Origin of the sequence: Thauera mechernichensis, from assembly GCF_029588855.1 — a bacterium.
Classification (GTDB): Bacteria; Pseudomonadota; Gammaproteobacteria; order Burkholderiales; family Rhodocyclaceae; genus Thauera; species Thauera mechernichensis.
This window is the reverse complement of the sequence record NZ_JARQZE010000003.1, coordinates 71,378-90,367: the sequence shown is the minus strand read 5'-3', so window position 1 is coordinate 90,367 and position 18,990 is coordinate 71,378. Positions and strand designations below refer to the sequence as shown.

Below are 18,990 nucleotides of genomic sequence, written 5' to 3'. Positions count from 1 at the left end.
TTTGGTTACCGTTGCGGATGCTTGATCGGGTGCGAGCGCAAGGCGCGCAGGGCGGCCTTGAGGCCGGCGCGCAGGGCGCCGAGGCGGTGTTGCAGGCTGCGGCGACCGGCGCCGACGACCGGCGCGTGCGGGGCCTGGGCGGGGTGCTTGCCGTTCATCGCTTCAGCCCTTCTTGACGTGGAGGCCGCACTCCTTGGAGGCGGGGTCTTCCCACCACCAGCGCCCGGCGCGCACGTCCTCGCCCACGGCGACGGCGCGCGTGCAGGGCGCACAGCCGATGCTGGGGTAGAACTGGTCGTGCAGCGCGTTGTAGGGCACCTCGTGAAGGCGAATGTAGGCCCAGACTTCCGTCTCGCTCCAGTCCGACAGCGGGTTGAGCTTGTCCAGGCCGTTGGCGCTGTCGAACTCGCGCACCGGCAGGCCCGTGCGGGTCACCGACTGGGCGGCGCGCAGGCCGGTGATCCAGGCCTTCTTGCCGGCGAGCGCGCGGCGCAGCGGTTCCATCTTGCGCACGCCGCAGCAGGCCTTGCGCAGCTCGACCGAGTCGTAGAAGGCGTTGATGCCCTGGCTGCGCACGAAGGTCTCGACTGCGCTCGCGTCCGGGAAGTAGATCTTGAGCCTGGTGTCGTAGCGCTGCTCGACCTCGCCGATCAGGGTGTAGGTCTCGGCGGGCAGGCGGCCAGTGTCGAGCGAGAAGATCTCGATCGGCAGCGCGTTCGCCAGGATCAGGTCAGTCAGCACCATGTCCTCGGCGCCGAAGCTGTTGGCGAAGGCGAGCTCGCCGCCGGCACCGAACTCGGCCACCGCCTCGCGCAGAAAGGCCTGTGCTGCTGCGGCCTTGGCGCCTACGGTGGCACGCAGCGCGTCGGTGAGCTCGGGGCGGGTCGCCGGGTTGGCGGCGGCCGGGCGCAACAGGGACACGCTGGCGTTCATCAGGCGGCTTCCTTGTGCAAAGGGGTGCGCGGCTGGCGGCGGAACAGCGGTTCCGGGCGATCGACCGCGCCCTGGTAGGGCTCGGAGAAGTCGCGCAGGCTGGCGAGCGCTGCCTCGAGCTGGGCGGCGCTGTACTTGCCTTCGCGCGGCTGCAGCACCGAGAAGCCGCAGCGCAGCAGGAAGAAGAACTGGTCGCGCAGCACGTCGCCGATCGCGCGCAATTCGCCGCCATAGCCATGGCGGGTGCGCAGCAGCGTGGCGATGGAGTAGCCGCGCCCGTCGGCAAACTTGGGGAAGTCGACTGCAATCAGCGCCAGTGCGGACAGGTCGCCGGCGAGGACAGCCGGATCCTCGTCGCCGGCCAGCCATACGCCGAGCACGCCGGCTTCGGCCTGGGCGTGCAGTGCGTCGCGGCGCGCCAGCCACACCGCCAGCGGCACGATCACACGACCGGCGGGCAGGGCGACGGCAGCGGGGTCATCGCCCTCGGCCAGGCGCAGTACCGTCCATTCGTCGGCCTGGACGCGGCCATTCTTGATGATCTCAGACATGAGCGCTTTCTCCGGCTTGCTGGCGTGCGCTGCGTTCGGCATACACACGGGTCTTGAAGGATTCCACCCCGATGCGGCGCACGGTGTCGATGAAGCGCTCGTCATCCTGGCGGTTGTCGATGTAGTTGTTGATCAGCGAGCTGATCACGTCGGGCATCTCGGCTGCGGCAAAGGAGGGGCCGATCACCTTGCCGAGCGCGGCCTGGTTGCCCTGTTCGCCGCCGACGGTCACCTGATAGAACTCGGCGCCGTTCTTGTCCACGCCGAGGATGCCGATGTGGCCGACGTGATGGTGGCCACAGGCGTTCATGCAGCCCGAAATGTTGATCTCCAGTTCGCCGATGTCGAACAGATGGTCGAGGTCGTCGAATCGGTCCTGGATGGCGTTGGCGATCGGGATCGACTTGGCGTTGGCGAGCGCACAGAAGTCACCCCCCGGGCAGGCGATGATGTCGGTGAGCAGGCCGATGTTGGGCGTTGCCAGGCCGATCGCGCGGGCGTCCTGCCACAGTTGATGCAGGTCGGCCTCGCGCACGCTGGCGAGCACGATGTTCTGCTCGTGGGTGCTGCGCACCTCGCCGAAGGCGTAGCGGTCGGCGAGATCGGCAACGGCGTCGAACTGCTCGGCCGTGAGGTCGCCCGGTGCCACGCCATAGGGCTTGAGCGACAGCACCACGCTGGCGTAGCCCGCCACACGGTGTCCGCGCACGCTGCGCCGCGCCCAGGCGGCGAAGGCCTTGTCCGCGACGAGCTGTGCGCGGTAGCCGGCGTCCGCCTCCAGCGCGCTCAGCACCGGGTCGTTGAAGCGGCTGGCGACACGGTCGATCTCGGCCTGGGTCAGCGTCGACGGGCCGTCCTTGAGGTGGGCGAACTCTTCCTCGACCTGGCGTGCGAACTCGGTCACGCCGAGCGCCTTCACCAGAATCTTGATGCGTGCCTTGTAGGCGTTGTCGCGCCGGCCGTGCAGGTTGTAGACGCGCAGGACGGCCTCGCAGTAGTTGAGGATCTGCTGCCAGGGCACGAAGGCGGCGACTTCCTCGCCGATGATCGGCGTGCGTCCCAGGCCGCCCCCCACCAGCACGCGGAAGCCCAGCTCGCCGGCAGCGTTGCGTACGATGTCCAGCCCGATGTCGTGCACCTGGATCACGGCGCGGTCCTCACGTGCGCCGTTGACCGCGATCTTGAACTTGCGCGGCAGGAAGGCGAATTCGGGGTGGAAGGTGCTCCACTGGCGAAGGATCTCGCACCACGGCCGCGGGTCGACGTGTTCGTCGGGGGCGACACCGGCGAAGGGGTCGGAGGTGACGTTGCGGATGCAGTTGCCCGAGGTCTGGATGGCGTGCATCTGCACTTTTGCCAGCAGGTCGAGGATCTCGGGCACGTCTTCCAGGCGCGGCCAGTTGAACTGGATGTTCTGGCGCGTGGTGATGTGGCCGTAGCCGCGGTCGTAGGTGCGGGCGATATGGCCCAGGGTGCGCAGCTGCGTCGAGTTCAGGTTGCCATAGGGGACGGCGATGCGCAGCATCGGCGCGTGGCGCTGGATGTAGAGACCGTTCTGCAGGCGCAGGGGGCGGAACTCGTCCTCGCTGAGCTCCCCGGCCAGGTAGCGGCGGGTCTGGTCGGCGAACTGGGCGACGCGCTCATCGACGATGCGCTGGTCGTATTCGTCGTACTGGTACATGGCTGGACTCTCGATATGGGGGTGCGGAGGGGCGTGTTCGTTGTGCGCTGCATCGTATCTTTGTCGTTTAGTTTCAAAAAGACATTTTGAGTTAGTATTCAAGAAGATTTGGTTATATAGGTGCGCGATGAACATCCAGCAGCTGCGCTATATCCAGGAAGTTGCCCGGCGCGGGCTCAACGTGTCCGATGCGGCCGACGCCTTGTTCACCTCGCAGCCCGGCGTGTCCAAGCAGATCCGCCTGCTCGAGTCCGAGCTGGGTATCGAGATCTTCGTGCGCCACGGCAAGCGCCTGGTCGATATCACCGAGCCGGGGCGGGCGGTGCTCGCCATTGCCGAGCGCGTGCTGCACGACCTCGGCAACCTTCAGCAGGTGGGCGAGGAGTTCGCCAACGAGGCCAGCGGCAGCCTGTCGATCGCCACCACCCACACGCAGGCGCGCTACGTGCTGCCCCGGGTGGTGCGCGACTTCATGCAGCGCTATCCGCAGGTCAGGCTGTCGCTGCACCAGGGCAATCCGCGCCAGGTGTGCGAGATGGTGCTCGACGGCACGGCCGACATCGCCATCGCCACCGAGGCCATCGCCGACTACGACGACCTCGTCATGCTGCCCTGCTACCAGTGGAACCGCTGCGTGGTGGCGACGCCGCGCCACCCGATCCTGCGCGAGTCGCCGCTCACCCTCGAGGCCATCGCGCGCTATCCGATCATCACCTATGACGACGCCTTCACCGGCCGCAGCCACATCAACAAGGCCTTCCTCGGGCGTGGGCTGAAGCCCAATGTGGTGCTCACGGCGATCGACTCGGATGTGATCAAGAAGTATGTCGAGCTCGACCTGGGTGTCGGCATCCTGGCGCGCATGGCCTATGACCCCGAAGAGGATCGCAAGCTCGGCATGGCGGACGCCTCGCATCTGTTCGAGTCGAGCACCACCCGCATTGGCCTGCGCAGGCGTGCGTGGCTGCGAGCTTACGTCTATGCCTTCATCGAAGGCTTCGCGCCGCACCTGACCCGACGCATGGTCGAGACTGCCGTGGCTGGCGGCGGGACCGATCCGGGGTTATGAACTGCGGCGCTGGCGCCGCATCAGCCGCGTTCGAACCAGCGCCGCAGGCGGGCGCCGCGCAGTCCTGCCGCCAGCCCCGCGATGAGGCGGACGCGCGCCTTGAGCGGATCGAGCCCGCCTGCGTTCAGCCAGTTGCCGGGCGTGCCGGCGCGCTGCGCGCTGACGCCGCCGCCACAGCGGCTGGCCAGCACCACGGGCACTGCGCTGGGCAGTGCATCGAGGGCCGGTCTCCAGCTCTCGGGCAGGCTCGCATTGCCGGGCAGGCCCAGCACCAGACCGGCGCCGCCGGTGAGCAGGCTGGCGCGCGCCAGCGCGCGCGCGACGGCGGAGGCCAGCGCTGGCGAGCTCCCTGCACCTACGGTCAGGAGTTCGACCGGCGGCAGGGTGGCGACCTCGGCGGGCAGGGCGACGCGGCTGTAGCGGTTGGGCGTGAGCGCCTGCAGCGCTGCGTCGCTGGCCAGTACGCTGAGCGACTCGGGCGTGCTGAAGGCATCCACCGCTGTCGGGTGGCGCTTGGCGAGACTGGCCGCGGGCAGGATGCGGTCGCCGAGTACGGCCAGCACGCCCGCGCGTGCCGCGGCCGGGCGACAGGCCAGTTCGACCGCCTGGTAGAGGTTGAGCGGCCCGTCCGCTGACAGTGCCGTCGCCGGCCGCATCGCGGCGGTCATCACCACCGGCTTGGCTGCATTCACCGTGATCTGGAGAAAGTAGGCGGTCTCTTCCAGGGTGTCGGTGCCGTGGGTGATCACGATCCCGTCCACCCCCGGGAGCGCAGCGAGCATCTGTACCCGGCGCGACAGCACCAGCCAGTGCTGCGGCGTCATGTCCTTGCTGTCGATATTGAACAGCTGCTCGAAGGTCAGCTCGGCCAGGCGTGCGAGCTGCGGCACCGCCGCCACCAGGGCCTCGGCGCCGAGCTGGCCGGCGGTGTAGCCATGGGTGTCGGTTGCCGAACTGGCGGTGCCGGCGATCGTGCCGCCGGTGGCGAGCAGGACGATACGGGGTCTGCGGGGGCTGAGGGCTGTGCTCAATGCAGTCTCGGCGCGAGTGGGGAACAGGCGCGATTCTACGGGATCGCAGACATCTGCAGGTTTGCGCACGGTGGTCGCTCGGATGTGGCCTGGCAACCTGCCCCTGAGGATGACGCAGTGCACGCTTGCCCCGGCAATGCGCTCGTATACTCGTGCCAGTTACGATTCACTTATCCGTCCCGGTCCCAGATGACACCCGCTCTCCGCCCGCTCGCCCGCTGTCTTGCCCTCGCCCTTGCCCTCGCCCTGCCGCTGACACCGGCCCATGCAGACCCGGCGGCGGCCAGCCGCTATTACGAGGATGGTCTCAAGCGCTTCGAAAAGGATGATGTTGCCGGTGCGGTGATCCAGCTCAAGAACGCGTTGCAGCAGGACCGCAACATGCTTGCGGCGCAGTTGCTGCTCGGCCGCGCCTACCTGATCCAGGGCGAACTCGGGCCGGCCGAGGTCGCCTTCAACGAAGCGCTGCGTCTGGGGGTCGATCCGGCCGAGGTCACGGTTCCGCTGGGCGAGATCTATCTGCTGCAAGGGCGCCACGCCGAGTTGCTCGAGCGTGTGCGTGCGGATCGCGTGATCGGTGAGGCCCAGGTGCGGGTGCTGAGCATGCGCGGCAGGGCGCTGGCGGCAACAGGCTCGTTCGCAGAGGCCCAGCGCAGCTTTGCCGAGGCGCGTACGCTCGATCCTGCGTCGCCGGCGCCGCTCATCGCCGAAGTGCCGGTCCTGATCGCGGCTGGCCGCGTCGATCAGGCGCGCGAGCTCGCCAATGCGGCAGTCGCGCTTGCGCCGGGCAGCGCGGCGGCCTTCAACATGCGTGCATCGGTGGCGCACGCGACCGGCGCCCTGGCTGAGGCGCTGGCCGACTACAGCCGTGCGCTCGAACTCGATCCGAAACATGTGGATGCACGCATCGCACGTGCCGGCATCCAGATCGACCTCGGCAATGAAGCGGCGGCGGCCGAAGATCTCGCGCGCCTGGCGGTCGATGTGCCCACCGAGCCGCGCTCGAACTTCCTGCGTGCGCTGCTCGCGGGACGACGGGGCGATCGTCAGGCCGAGGCTGCACTGCTGACAGAGGTCGCGCGTGTCGTCGATACCTTGCCTGCCGAGTGGCTGGCGAGCCAGGAGCAGCTGCTGATGGCCGGTGGCCTCGCGCATTACTCGAGCGGCCAGCTCGAGAAGGCGCGCAAGTACCTCGAAGTGCTGGTCGCGCGCTATCCGCGCAACGCTGGCGCCCGCAAGCTGCTTGCTGCCGTGCATATGGATGGCGAGGACTACGCGCGCGCCCAGCTCTTGCTCGAGAGTGTGCTGCGCGACAGTCCGGCCGATGCGCAAGCCTTGTTCCTGATCGGACGTGTCCATCTCGCACTCGGGCGCAATGCGCGCGCGGTGGAGGCGCTCGAGCGCGCTGTCGCCGGTGGCGAGCAGGGGGCAGGGGCGCTGGCTTCGCTCAGTCAAGGGCTGTTGCGCACCGGCGAGCGTGCGGCGGCGCTGGAAGCCCTCACGCAGGCTTTCGACAAGCTGCCTGCCGACTTCGGCCTTGCTTCCGGGCTGGCCACGCTGCGCCTGCGCAGCGGCGATGTGGCGGGGGCGCTTGATGTCGCTGGTCGCCATGTCGCCGCAGGTGCGCAGGGGGCGGAGGCGTTGCACCTGCTCGGGCAGATGCAGGCGGCCAGCGGTGATGTGGTTGCGGCGCGCAAGTCCTTCGAGTCTGCCTTGTTGTCGCAAGGCGATTTCCTGCCTGCGCAGGTTGGCCTCTTGCGGCTGGATGTGCGTGCGGGCGCATTCGATCAGGCGCGGCGCGCGCTCGACCCCTTGTTGCGCAAGCATCGCCACGACGCCGGGCTGATGTACGAGTATGTGCTGCTCGAGCGCAGGGCGGGGCGGCTGGCAGAGGCCGAGCGCTGGGCGGAGAAGGCGCTTGCCGAGGCAAGCGACAACCTTCAGTACGGCCTCACCCTGATCGAACTGCGCTCGGCGGCCGGTAACCGCGACGGCGCGCGTGAGGTGGCGCGAGCACTGGCGGCGCGGCGTGCGGGCGACCTGGTCGCGCTAGCGGCGCTCGCGCAGACCGAGATCGACGCCGGGGACAAGCGCGCCGCTCAGCAGGTGCTGCGCGAGATGGTGCGCGCTGCCGGCTTCGATACCGCACACCTGGTACGCATCGGGTACATGCAACTGGCTGCGGCCGATCCTGTTGCCGCGCGCTACTCGGCCGACAAGGCGCTGCAAGGCCGGCCAGATGATCTCGATGCGCTCGTGCTTGCCGTTGAGGCGGCGGTCGCCGAGCGCAACATCGTGCTTGCAGCGGGCTATCTTGAGCGCGTGCTTGCAGCGCACCCGAACCACTTCGAGCGCTATCGCCTGGCGGGTGATCTCGCCCGCGAGCGTGGCGATCATGCAGAGGCTGCGCGCCTGTTCCGTGAGGCGATGGCGCGTGCTCCATCCACGGCATTGCTGTACCGGCTTGCGGACGTCCATGTCCGTCAGGGTGAGCCGGCGCAGGCGCTTGCCCCGGTGCGCGCGCGCGTGCAGCAGGCGCCGGGCGACATCGCCGCACGCGAGCTGCTGGCCGAGCTGCTGATGCGCGGCGGCCAGCTGCGCGAGGCCCGCGAAACCTATGAAGCCTTGGTTGCGGCGGGCCGTACCAGCGCTGCCGTGCGCAACAACCTCGCCATCGTGCTGCTGGAGCTGGGCGAAGGCGATCCGCTCGCCCATGCCAGCGAGGCGCTGCGCCTTGCGCCGGGCGACGCCGCGGTGATGGACACCATGGGGTGGGTCCTGGCCTCGCTGCAGCGCTACGAGGAATCGATGCGCTACCTGCGCGATGCCCGCCTGCGCGCGCCGAACAATGCCGAGATTCGCTGGCACCTGGCCTACGTGCTGGCGAAGATGGGGCGTCGGGGAGAGGCAGCGGATGAGCTGAAGGCTGCGCTTGCCATGCCGGGTGAGTTTTCCTGGCGTGGCGAGGCGCGGGCACTGCTTGCGGAACTGGGCGCAAAATAGTCGGAAGTTTTTACACTTGCTCTCGGTAAGGCCAAATGTTTTTTAGCATGTTATTGTTTTTAAAGGAATTATTTTTTATGGCATGAAGTGTGCTTAAGTGTTGTGAAAGCAGTAGAAAAGAACTACGTGAGAAGGTAAAAAAGATGAATCACAAACAGCTCGCATGTGCGTTGGTGACTGCAGGCCTGGCCTTGGGTTCGGGCGCGGCAAGCGCCTCGACGACGTGGAATCTGAATACGTCGACCACCGTGCCCGCAATGAGCGCGTGGTACAACTTGAACGATGGAAAGCTCGGCTCCGGCGCGGTTACCAAGTGGGACGGCGGTGTCGGCGTGCAGCATCTCGGCGCAGACGGCAAAGTCGGTGGTAGCAGCGGAAACGTCGACGAACCGCTCTCTTCCCCGCAGCACGCGATGGACACTGATGGGCGCTTCGAGTCCCTGCTGCTCAATTTCGGGCCGCAGGAGGTCAAGCTCGACAAGGTGAGCATTGGCTGGGTCCAGAACGACTCGGATTTCTTCCTGCTCGCCTACACTGGCGCCACGCCTTTCTCCGGTAGTCTCGCCAACAACACGTACGCGAATCTCTTGAGTAGCGGCTGGTCGCTGGTTGGCAACTATGCCAACGGTGCGTCCACCGGGACTTACAACACCGGCGCCTCGGTGTATTCGAGCTTCTGGCTCATCGGTGCCGGTGCGATCTCGGCTTCGGGCGTCACCAACGGTGACGGCAGGCACGACTACATCAAGATCGCATCCGTTGCAGGTGTCACCAAGATCCCGCCCCCGCCTCCGCCGCCGGGCGTCCCCGAGCCCGGCTCGCTGGCCCTCGCCGGCCTGGGTCTGCTTGGCCTGGTCGCGACGCGCCGGCGCTGGAAGTCGGCCTGATCGGTCTGCAAGCAACAAACAAAAGAGGCGCCCGCGGGCGCCTCTTTTGTTTGGCGGTGCGCCGCGCTCAATCCTGTGCGGCGTCCTCCTGCTGCTGCAGCAGCCACATCTGCGCATAGGCGCCGCCCTTGGCGAGCAGCGGCGTATGGCGACCGCGCTCGACGATGCGGCCCTTGTCGAGCACGATGATTTCGTCGGCGTCCATGATCGTCGACAGGCGGTGGGCGATCACCAGCGCGGTGCGGCCCTGGGCGGCGAGCTCGATCTGCGCCTGGATCGCCTTTTCGGTCCGCGAGTCGAGCGCGGAGGTGGCCTCGTCGAAGATCAGGATGGCGGGGTTCTTCAATAGCGCGCGCGCGATCGCCACGCGCTGCTTTTCGCCGCCGGACAGTTTCAGGCCGCGCTCGCCGACCCGCGTCTCGTAGCCGTCGGGCAGCTGGTGGATGAAGTCTTCCAGCTGTGCCGCACGTGCGGCGGCCTCGACCTCTTCGCGACTGGCGCCGGGACGGCCGTACTGGATGTTGTAGTACAGGGTGTCGTTGAACAGCACCGTGTCCTGCGGGACGATGCCGATCGCTGCGCGCAGGCTGTCCTGGCTGAGGTTGCGCAGGTCGTGGCCGTTGATGCGGATGGCGCCGCCCTGTACGTCGTAGAAGCGGTAGAGCAGGCGGGCGAGGGTGGACTTGCCCGAGCCCGAGTGCCCCACCACCGCCACCGTGTGCCCGGCCGGGATGCCGAAATCGACGTCGAACAGGATCGGCCGCTTGGCGTCGTAGGCGAAGCTCACGTTCTCGAAGCGCACGCTCGCCGGGCCCGCTGGCAGCGTGCGCGCGTCGGGCGCGTCCGCGATCTCGCGCTGGGTGTGCATGAGGCCGAACATGCGCTCGATATCGGTGAGCGCCTGGCGGATCTCGCGGTAGAGCACGCCGAGGAAGTTGAGCGGGATGTAGAGCTGGATCATGAAGGCATTCACCAGCACGATGTCGCCGATCGTCATCTCGCCGCTGGCCACCCGGATCGCCGCCTGCCACATCATCGCCGTCACCGCGACCGCGATGATCGCCGCCTGGCCGACGTTGAGCGCCGACAGCGAATACTGGTTGGTGACCTGGGCCTTGGTCCATTTCTGCAGCTGCTCGTCGTAGCGTCTGGCCTCGAATTCCTCGTTGTTGAAGTACTTGACGGTCTCGTAGTTGATCAGGCTGTCGATCGCGCGCGCGTTGGCGGCGGAGTCGAGCTCGTTGGCCTGGCGTCGCAGCGCGGTGCGCCAGTTGGTTACCTTCACGGTGAAGGTGATGTAGATCGTCAGCGCGCTGAGCGTGATGAGCGCGAACACGGCGTCGTAGCTCACCAGCAGGATGCCGATCACCATGCCGATCTCGATCAGCGTGGGCAGGATGGAGTACAGCGTGTAGCTGATCAGTGAGCCGATCGAGCGTGTGCCGCGCTCGATGTCCCGCGTCAGCCCGCCCGTCTGGCGTTCCAGATGAAAGCGCAGCGACAGCGCGTGCAGATGGCGGAATACGCGCAGCGAAATCTCGCGCACCGCCTGCTGGGTCACGCGCGCGAACACCACCTCGCGCAACTCGGTGAGCAGCGAGGTCGAGAAGCGTAGTACGCCGTAGGCCAGCAGGAGCGTGGCCGGCACGACGATGAAGGCCTGCTCGGGCGTGATCGTGAGGCCGTCGATCAGGTGCTTGAAGACCAGCGGCACCGACACGTTGGCGCCCTTGGCGGCGATCAGGCAGGCGAGCGCGAACAGCACCCGGCCCTTGTAGGCCCAGATGAAGGGGATCAGGCTCTTGAGGGTCTGCCAGTCGCGGCGTTCGGTGGGTTCGGGGCCGGGCAGGGCGGCGGAGGGGGCGCGTCTCATCAGGGGGTCCAGTTCGGCTTGGGCGCAGGGCAAGGGCGGATGCCGGCAGCGGATTCTGTTGGCAGGGCCGGCCGGCGTCAAATCCGCAGCGGTTTGAGTGCCTGAGCAGATCGTGCCATGTGGAAAATTTCCTTCTCCCCGCTTGACTTGAGCGCAGGAGTTTGTAGTATTCAAACAAACGTTTGAATTAGAAAAATGGATGCGCCCATCAGCAGGTATCAATCGGTTGATGCGGTCTTTCCCCAAAGAGATAAGTGTTTATCCCGAGGAGACAGCGCGGTTGCCTCTGCGCATGCTCTGCCCTTGGGCGCCGCAGACGGCCGGATGCCGTCTGCGGATGCATTTGATTGCAGCACCCAGATACACCCGCCCGCTACAGAGTGCGGGGTTGCCACCGAGGAGGAGTCAAATGAGTCGGATCAAGCATCGAGCAGCATCGCATCGCCCCGCACTGGCACTGAGCACGCTGGCCTCAGCCGTCGTGCTCGCCTTCGCTGCGCCTGCCAGCGTGCACGCCTTCGAATTCACCAGCGCCAGCGGCGAGGTGACAGGCAGCTTCGATACCACCCTGTCGGTGGGTGGGCTGTGGCGGATGCAGAACCGCGAAGCCTCGCTGATCAGTATCGCCAACGGTGGCACTTCGCGTGACCCCAACTCTGACGACGGCAACCTCAAGTATGACAAGGGCGACATGGTCTCGCTGGCGTTCAAGGCCACGCACGACCTCGAGTTGAACTACCAGAATTTCGGCGCCTTCTTCCGCGGCACTTACTTTTACGACCATGCCTTCATGCACAAGGGCGGCATGACCAACGCCGCGCGCAGCGAGCTCGGCCGCGATGCGGAACTGCTCGACGCCTATGTGCGTGGCCGTTTCGACGTCGGTGGTCGTGCGCTCAATGTACGCGCCGGTCGCCAGGTGGTGAGCTGGGGTGAAAGTACCTTCATCCAGAACGGCATCAACATCCTGAACCCGGTCAATGTCAGCCGCCTGCGCGTGCCGGGCTCCGAGCTCAAGGAAGGCCTGACGCCGATCGGCATGCTTTGGGCGTCGCAGGAGCTGACCGACAACGTCACCGCCGAGGTGGTGTGGATGGCGGAGTGGGAGAAGACCAAGATCGAGCCCGCGGGGACCTTCTTCAGCACGAATGACTTTGTGTCCGCGGGTGGGAACATTGCGTACACCGGTTTCGGCAGGCTTGACGACGGGAACAAGCCGCCTCTCGCGGTCGGTCCGTTCGGGCCCTTGAGCACCACGGCTCAGCTTTTTGCCCCGCGGGCCAAGGATCGAGAGCCGGGGAATGGCGGTGAGTATGGTCTCGCTCTGCGGATGCTGCTTCCGGAATGGAACTACACCGAGTTCGGCTTCTACCACGTGAATTATCACAGCCGGACGCCGTTTGTCTCTGGCTATCGGGGCGGGTACACCACCTATGGCACTCCGTTCCCGTCGGGGCACCCGGCCTTCGGGTGCACGGTGTTCGACCCCGTTGTCGCCGCAGGGGCTGCGGGCTTGGCCGGTGGGTGCGCTTATGCCGCCGGCCGGGGTGGGGAGTACTTCGTCGATTATCCGAAGAACATCAAGCTCTTCGGCCTGAGTTTCAATACCGCGGGCCCCGCTGGCATTGCGCTGCAGGGTGAATATTCGTATCGGAAGAATCAGCCGGTGCAGCTGCCCTCGGCAGAGTTGCTCCTTGCTGCTCTAGGGGCGCCAAACCAGATCACCGGGACCGGTGTGACGCAGGTTGCCCCGGGTGTGTTTGTTCCGAATGCTTTCCTCGAGCAGCCCTATGGCAAGGAAATCACGGGCTACCGCAGAGTCAAGATGCATCAGGTCCAGCTGACGGGTACCAAGGCAGTACCTCAGGTCATGGGGGCCGAGCAGATGGTCGTCATCGGCGAGATCGGCTACACGCACCTGGATCTGCCTTCGAACCTCAAGTTCGCCGCGTCCGGCTGCCATCTGCCACAGGTTGGCTCGTCGACGGCGACGTCGTTCGGAGCGACCAGCTCCGGCTGCTTCCTGACCGAGAACTCGTGGGGCTATCGCCTGCTTGCCCGTTTCGAATATCCGAATGCCGTTGCCGGGGTAAATCTTTCGCCGCGCATTGCGTTCTCGCATGATGTCAGTGGTCGTGGTCCTTCCTTCAACGAAGGTGCGAAAGCGGTCACGCTGGGTCTCGGCATGAACTACCGTCAGAGCTGGCAGGCCGACATCGCCTACAGCACCTTCTTTGGCGGCAAGAAGGTCACAGGCGTCGACCCGAGCCCGAACCCCCTTGGTCAACCCCGTACCTACGCCAGTCACACCAACCCCCTCTACGACCGCGACTTCCTGTCGATCAGCGTCAGCTATTCGTTCTGAGCACCACACCGGATCTGGAGACAAACGACATGCGCAAGACTTTCACGATTCTCGGCGCGGCGCTCGCGGTGGCGCTGTCCGCGCCGGCATTGGCCGACGCTTCACGACTGGGCAAGGACCTGACGCCGATGGGCGCGGAGCGTGCGGGCAACGCGGCGGGCACCATCCCCGCCTGGGACGGCGGCCTCGCCTCGGCGCCGGCCGGGCATCAGGCGGGCGGACACTATGCCGACCCCTTCGCCGCTGACAAGCCGCTATTCACCATCGATGCGGCCAACGTCGATCAGCACGCCGACAAGCTCACCCCGGGCCAGGTGGCGATGCTCAAGACCTACTCGACGTGGAAGATGAACGTCTACCCCACGCGGCGCAGCGCGGCCTTCCCGCAGGGGCACTACGACCAGACCATCGCCAATGCCAGTCGCGCCAAGCTGGTCGATGGTGGGCGCACGATCGAAGGCACGACCGGCGGCATCCCTTTCCCGATTCCGCAGGATGGCGCCGAGGCGATCTGGAACCACCTTGCACGCTACCGCGGCGAGTCCTACGCGATGAACTGGAGCCAGGCCGCGGTGACGCGACAGGGCACCTACACGCCGGTGCGCTTCGAGTACCAGTACGACTTCCACTATGGCAGCCTGAGCAAGTCGCCGGAGCAGATCGAGCAGGGCAAGCTGTTCAACTTCCTGCAGACGGTGACCGCACCCGCTCGCCTGGCGGGGCAGATCCTGCTCGTGCATGAGTTCCTCGACCGCCGCCAGGCGTGGACCTACAACCCGGGCCAGCGCCGTGTGCGCCTGGCACCGAACGTGGCCTACGACAACCCGGGCACGGCGGCCGATGGCCTGCGTACCAACGACGACTTCGACATGTACAACGGCGCCATCGACCGTTACGACTGGAAGCTGGTGGGCAAGAAGGAGATCTACGTCCCCTACAACGCCTACAAGCTGGTCGGCAACACGGTGAAGATGGCCGATGTGCTGCAGGCCGGGCACCTCAACCCGGAGCTGGCGCGTTACGAGCTGCACCGTGTGTGGGTGGTCGATGCGACCCTCAAGGACGGCACCAGCCACAGCTACAAGCGCCGCACCTTCTATCTCGACGAGGACTCGTGGTCGATTCTCGCCATCGACAAGTACGACGCCCGCGACCAGCTGTGGCGCGTCTCCGAGCTGCACACCATCAACTGGTTCGACATTCCGATGCTGTACCCCAGCCTCGAGGTGCACCACGACCTGCAGTCCGGCCGCTACATCGCCATGGGCCTGCGCAATGACGAGCCTCGCGTGTATAGCGTGATCGACGCCCGTCCGGCCGACTTCACGCCTTCGGGCCTGCGCGGCGTCGGTACGCGCTGATCCTGTAGATGAGGGCTCGGCCTTGCGCCTCCGGGGCGCGAGGCCGAGCCAATACCCGCATTTTCCTCCTTTCCCCAGGGTTCCATGAAACGCGCGATCGGCAACCTCTTCGTCGTCGTCGTACTGGCAGCGGTGGCGTTTGCGTTCTCCGAACGCAGCGATCCGCCGATGCCGGCGACGCAGACGCGTATCGACCACCTGCAGATGCTCGACCTTGCCGTGCGCGATGACGGTCGCCTGATCGCGGTCGGCGAGCGCGGCCGCATCTTCGTGTCCGATGACCATGGCGGTGCCTGGCGCGCAGTGGCATCGCCGGCGGGTGCCACGCTGGTCGCGGTGCGCTTTGTGGATGCGCAGCGCGTTGTCGCTGTGGGTCACGACGCGGTGATCGTGCGCAGCGAGGATGGCGGCGAGCATTGGGTTAAGGTGCAGTCCGACCCCGAAGCCGAGGAGCCGCTGCTGGGCGCCTGGTTCGATGCCGATGGCCAAGGGATTGCGGTTGGCGCCTATGGGCGCCTGGAGCGTACGGCCGACGGCGGAGCGAGCTGGGCGCGTCAGGAGGTCGAGGCCAATGAGGACGGACTTCACCTGAACGCGGTGGTCCGCCTGGCTGGCGGGGACCTGCTGATCGCCGGGGAAGCCGGCCTGCTGCTGCGCTCGCGGGACGACGGCGACTCCTGGGAAGCGCTCGAGTCGCCTTACGCAGGTTCGTTCTTTGGTGCGCTGGCCTTGGCCGACGGCGGGGCGCTGGTGTTCGGCATGCGTGGCCATGTGTTCCGCTCGGATGATGGCGGCGACAGCTGGCAGGAGGTCGGTCCGGGTGTTCCCAGTTCGCTCTTCGGTGGCCGTGTGCTCGCTGATGGGCGTGTGGTACTGGCGGGCCAGGCGGGCGTCGTGCTGATCAGCGAGGATGGTGCGCACAGTTTCGTGCGAGTCGACAACGATGACCGCCGCACGCGCGCGGCGGTTGCCCAGGGCGAACAGCCGGATGCGCTGCTGCTGGTGGGTGAGGAGGGGGTGGAGCGCCTGTCGCTGGTGCCCGCTGCGGGAGGACGTTCCTGATGCTGAAGGCCTTTGTGGAGTTTCTCGGCCTGCTGCTGTTCCGCCGCCGGCGCGTCTTCCTCGGGCTGTTCGTGGTGATCACGCTGCTGCTCGGCGCCTCGGCCTCGCGCCTGCAGGTCGATGCGGGCTTCGAGAAGATGATCCCGCTCGAACACGAGTACATGCAGACCTTCATGGCCTACCGCAACACCTTCGGTGGGGCCAATCGCGTGCTCGTCGCCCTGCGCCAGCATGAGGGTGACATCTACAACGAGGCCTTCATGAGCAAGCTGAAGGCCGCCACGGACGAGGTCTTCTTCATTCCGGGGGTGGATCGCGCCACGGTGACCTCGCTGTTCACCCCCAATGTGCGCTTCATCGAGGTGGTCGAGGCTGGCTTCGCCGGCGGCAACGTCATCCCGGCCGACTTCGAGGGCACGCCGGAAGACCTCGAGACCGTGCGCGAGAACGTGCTCAAGTCGGGGCGGGTGGGGCGACTGGTGTCGAACGACCATCGCGCGGCGATGATCAGTGCAGAGCTGCTCGAGATCGACCCCAACACCGGCGCCCGCCTGGACTACCTGGCGGTGGCGAAGCAGCTTGAAGATCTGCGCACGCGTCATGCCGGCGATGGCCTGGACGTGCACATCATCGGCTTCGCGAAGGCCGTGGGCGACATTACCGACGGTGCACGCGGCGTGCTGATGTTCTTCGTGGTGGCGTTCCTGATCACCGCGGTGCTGCTGTATTTCTACTCCGGGTCGGCAAAGCTGGCCGCGCTCACGCTGTTGTGCGCGATGGTGCCGGTGGTGTGGCTGATGGGTCTGCTGCCGCTCATCGGCTTCGGCATCGATCCGATGTCGATCCTGGTGCCCTTCCTGATCTTTGCCATCGGCGTCAGTCACGCGGTGCAGATGACTCACGCCTGGCGTCTGGAGATCATGGAGGGGGCGGGACCGCTGACGGGCGCGCAGAACGCTTTCAGGCGGCTGTTCCTGCCCGGGTCGATGGCGCTTACCACGACGGTGGTCGGTTTTCTGGTGATCATGCGCATCGAGATCGACATGGTGCGCGAGCTCGCGCTCACCGCCGGCCTCGGTGTCGCCCTGATCCTGCTCACCAACATGTTGCTGTTGCCGCTGCTGCTGTCATGGACGCGGCTCGACGCGGCGGAGATGCGACGCACAATGGGCGCAGAGTCGAAGGACCACTGGCTGTGGTCGCGCCTGCGCACGCTGGCCGAACCCCGGCGCGCGACGGTGGTGCTGATGGTCACTGCGCTGCTGCTGGGCATCGCGACGTGGTTGTCGCGTGATCTGCGCACCGGCGATCTTGGCCACGGCATTCCTGAGCTGCACGAGGATGCGCGCTACAACCAGGATGCAGCCGCGATCGTCGAGTCGTTCTCGATCGGCGTCGATGTGCTGTCGGTCATCGTGCAGTCCAGGGGCGTCGATGGTGCCTGCACCAACTTCGACATCATGGACACGATCGACCGCTTCGAGACCACCATGCGCGGTGTGCACGGGGTGCAGAGCGTGGTTGGCCTGCCCGGCGTGGCGAAGACGGTCAACGCCGGCTGGAACGAGGGTAACCCGGCCTGGCGAGTGCTGTCGCGAAACCCCACGGTACTGGCGCAGTCGGTCACCCCGGTTGATACCAGCACCGGCCTGCTCAACACCGATTGCAGCGCGATGCAGGTGCTCATCTTCACCCGCGATCACGAGGGGGCGACGATTTCGCACGTCATCCGCGAGGTCAAGGCCTTCCGCGATGCCAACCGCAGCGAGCATCTCGACTTTCTGCTCGCCTCCGGTAACGTCGGCGTGATGGCGGCGACCAACGAGGCCGTCGATGCCGCCTCGGTAACCATCCTGGTGCTGGTGTTCGGGGTGATCAGCGTACTGTTCTTCCTCGAGTTCCGCTCCTGGCGCGCAACACTCTGCATCATCCTGCCGCTGATGATCGCCGCGGTGTTCTGCAATGCGCTGATGGCGCTGCTGGGCATCGGCCTGAAGGTGTCCACCTTGCCTGTCGTCGCGATTGCGGTCGGTATTGGCGTCGACTACGGGATCTACTTCTACGAACGCATGTCCGACCGCTTCCGCAAAGGCGATGCGTTGCCGGACGCCTTCTATCAGGCACTCTGCCAGCGTGGCACCGCGGTGATGTTCACCGCCACCACGATGAGCGTAGGCGTGGGCACCTGGGTCTTTTCCGCGCTCAAGTTCCAGGCCGACATGGGGTTGCTGATGGCGTTCATGTTCATCGTGAACATGCTCGGTGCGCTGCTCCTGCTGCCGGCGCTTGCGGCCCTGCTGCTCAAGGCAGGGCCCGCACAGGAAAAGAAGATTTCCTGAATCGATCCATCAATATTCTTGACACGGGCGGTAATCGCCGTAGAATTCAAACGAACGTTTGAATGAGTTAACTTCGATCCATCCAGTGCTCGTTCAGGAGAATGATGATGAGCAGTCCTTCAGCGCGGTCGGGCCCCGAGACACGCGGTCGCATCCTTGATGCGGCCGAGGCGCTGTTTGTCGAGCATGGTCTGGATGCCACCTCGATGCGCATGATCACCACTGAGGCGGGGGTCAACCTGGCCGCGGTCAACTACCACTTCGGCTCCAAGGACAGCCTGATCCACGAGGTTTTCAGGCGCCGCCTCGGCGAGCTCAACCAGTCCCGCCTCGCTGCCCTCGAGCGTGCCGAGCAGCGCGCGCGAGCGAACGGGGCACAGATCAAGCCGAGCCAGGTGCTGGAGGCCTTCTTCACCCCTTCGCTGGAGATGGCGACCGATACCGTGCATGGCGGCCGCACCTTCATGCAATTGCTCGGTCGGACCTATACCGAGCCGAACGCTTTCGTGCGCAAGTTCCTGGCCGAGGAGTATGCGCAGACCCTGCAGCGATTCCTGCAGGCGCTGTACGACTCGCTGCCCGGCGTGCCGCGCGAGGAAATCCTGTGGCGCTTCCATTTCATGATGGGGGCGACCTCGTACGCGATTGCCGGGACCGACGCCCTGCAGCTGTTTGCCGGGCGCTTCGACGACGAGGACCCCGCGCACATGCTGCCGCGCCTGATGTCCTTCCTGCTTGGCGGCTTGCGCGCACCGCTCCCCGACTTCGTCACTGGCGCGGAGTCTGCGGCGCGGGATGCCGAATGAATCTGCAGCTGCGTCTCGGCGCGGCTGCA

The 18,990-nt window shown here is 66.2% G+C and carries 14 protein-coding genes; 8 read left to right on the top strand and 6 right to left on the bottom strand.

The window, feature by feature from the left end:
- Positions 1-5: 5 nt before the first annotated feature.
- Genes P7F68_RS05410 through P7F68_RS05395 form a run of 4 tightly spaced genes read right to left on the bottom strand, consistent with a single transcriptional unit; the run spans position 6 to position 3,165 of the window.
- On the bottom strand, positions 6-158 hold the full coding sequence (locus P7F68_RS05410; RefSeq protein WP_002925707.1) for a hypothetical protein: 153 nt from the start codon (positions 156-158) through the stop codon (positions 6-8).
- 4 nt (positions 159-162) lie between these two features.
- The gene (locus P7F68_RS05405; protein ID WP_277831331.1) at positions 163-933 is read right to left on the bottom strand and encodes a phosphoadenylyl-sulfate reductase; all 771 of its coding nucleotides are present in this window, start codon (positions 931-933) and stop codon (positions 163-165) included.
- The gene (locus tag P7F68_RS05400) at positions 933-1,484 is read right to left on the bottom strand and encodes a DUF934 domain-containing protein (RefSeq protein WP_002940420.1); all 552 of its coding nucleotides are present in this window, start codon (positions 1,482-1,484) and stop codon (positions 933-935) included. Before P7F68_RS05400 ends, P7F68_RS05405 begins: the two co-directional genes overlap by 1 nt.
- The gene (locus P7F68_RS05395) at positions 1,477-3,165 is read right to left on the bottom strand and encodes a nitrite/sulfite reductase (protein ID WP_002940423.1); all 1,689 of its coding nucleotides are present in this window, start codon (positions 3,163-3,165) and stop codon (positions 1,477-1,479) included. Before P7F68_RS05395 ends, P7F68_RS05400 begins: the two co-directional genes overlap by 8 nt.
- A 127-nt stretch (positions 3,166-3,292) precedes the next feature.
- On the opposite strand from P7F68_RS05395, the gene cysB reads away from it, so the two are divergent.
- Positions 3,293-4,234 (top strand): HTH-type transcriptional regulator CysB, encoded by a 942-nt coding sequence (cysB, locus tag P7F68_RS05390; RefSeq protein WP_002940427.1) that lies wholly within the window; start codon positions 3,293-3,295, stop codon positions 4,232-4,234.
- Between the two features lie 20 nt (positions 4,235-4,254).
- On the opposite strand, the gene P7F68_RS05385 is transcribed toward cysB, so the two are convergent.
- A complete protein-coding gene (locus tag P7F68_RS05385) occupies positions 4,255-5,265 on the bottom strand; it encodes an asparaginase (protein WP_277831330.1) in 1,011 nt (336 codons plus the stop codon).
- A gap of 189 nt (positions 5,266-5,454) precedes the next feature.
- Between P7F68_RS05385 and prsT the strand changes: the two genes are divergently transcribed.
- Positions 5,455-8,268, top strand: a complete 2,814-nt coding sequence (gene prsT, locus P7F68_RS05380; protein ID WP_002943162.1) for an XrtA/PEP-CTERM system TPR-repeat protein PrsT — start codon at positions 5,455-5,457, stop codon at positions 8,266-8,268.
- Between the two features lie 143 nt (positions 8,269-8,411).
- On the top strand, positions 8,412-9,155 hold the full coding sequence (gene xdp1, locus P7F68_RS05375) for an exosortase-dependent surface protein XDP1 (protein WP_002943160.1): 744 nt from the start codon (positions 8,412-8,414) through the stop codon (positions 9,153-9,155).
- Positions 9,156-9,222: 67 nt separating this feature from the next.
- Here the strand turns inward: xdp1 and P7F68_RS05370 are convergent, their stop codons facing one another.
- Positions 9,223-11,028, bottom strand: a complete 1,806-nt coding sequence (locus P7F68_RS05370; RefSeq protein WP_002943158.1) for an ABCB family ABC transporter ATP-binding protein/permease — start codon at positions 11,026-11,028, stop codon at positions 9,223-9,225.
- 409 nt (positions 11,029-11,437) lie between these two features.
- Between P7F68_RS05370 and P7F68_RS05365 the strand changes: the two genes are divergently transcribed.
- The 5 genes from P7F68_RS05365 (at position 11,438) to P7F68_RS05345 (ending at position 18,961) form a co-directional block, all read left to right on the top strand.
- Positions 11,438-13,393 carry a DUF1302 domain-containing protein gene (locus P7F68_RS05365; RefSeq protein WP_002943155.1) on the top strand — a complete coding sequence of 652 codons (1,956 nt, stop codon included), beginning with the start codon at positions 11,438-11,440 and terminating at the stop codon, positions 13,391-13,393.
- A 29-nt stretch (positions 13,394-13,422) separates the two neighbouring features.
- The gene (locus P7F68_RS05360; RefSeq protein ID WP_002925730.1) at positions 13,423-14,754 is read left to right on the top strand and encodes a DUF1329 domain-containing protein; all 1,332 of its coding nucleotides are present in this window, start codon (positions 13,423-13,425) and stop codon (positions 14,752-14,754) included.
- 84 nt (positions 14,755-14,838) lie between these two features.
- Positions 14,839-15,816, top strand: a complete 978-nt coding sequence (locus P7F68_RS05355) for a WD40/YVTN/BNR-like repeat-containing protein (RefSeq protein WP_277831328.1) — start codon at positions 14,839-14,841, stop codon at positions 15,814-15,816.
- Positions 15,816-18,155, top strand: coding sequence for an efflux RND transporter permease subunit (locus tag P7F68_RS05350; RefSeq protein ID WP_002943151.1), 2,340 nt, complete (start codon positions 15,816-15,818; stop codon positions 18,153-18,155). Before P7F68_RS05355 ends, P7F68_RS05350 begins: the two co-directional genes overlap by 1 nt.
- A gap of 107 nt (positions 18,156-18,262) precedes the next feature.
- The gene (locus P7F68_RS05345; protein ID WP_002943150.1) at positions 18,263-18,961 is read left to right on the top strand and encodes a TetR/AcrR family transcriptional regulator; all 699 of its coding nucleotides are present in this window, start codon (positions 18,263-18,265) and stop codon (positions 18,959-18,961) included.
- Positions 18,962-18,990 lie beyond the last annotated feature (29 nt).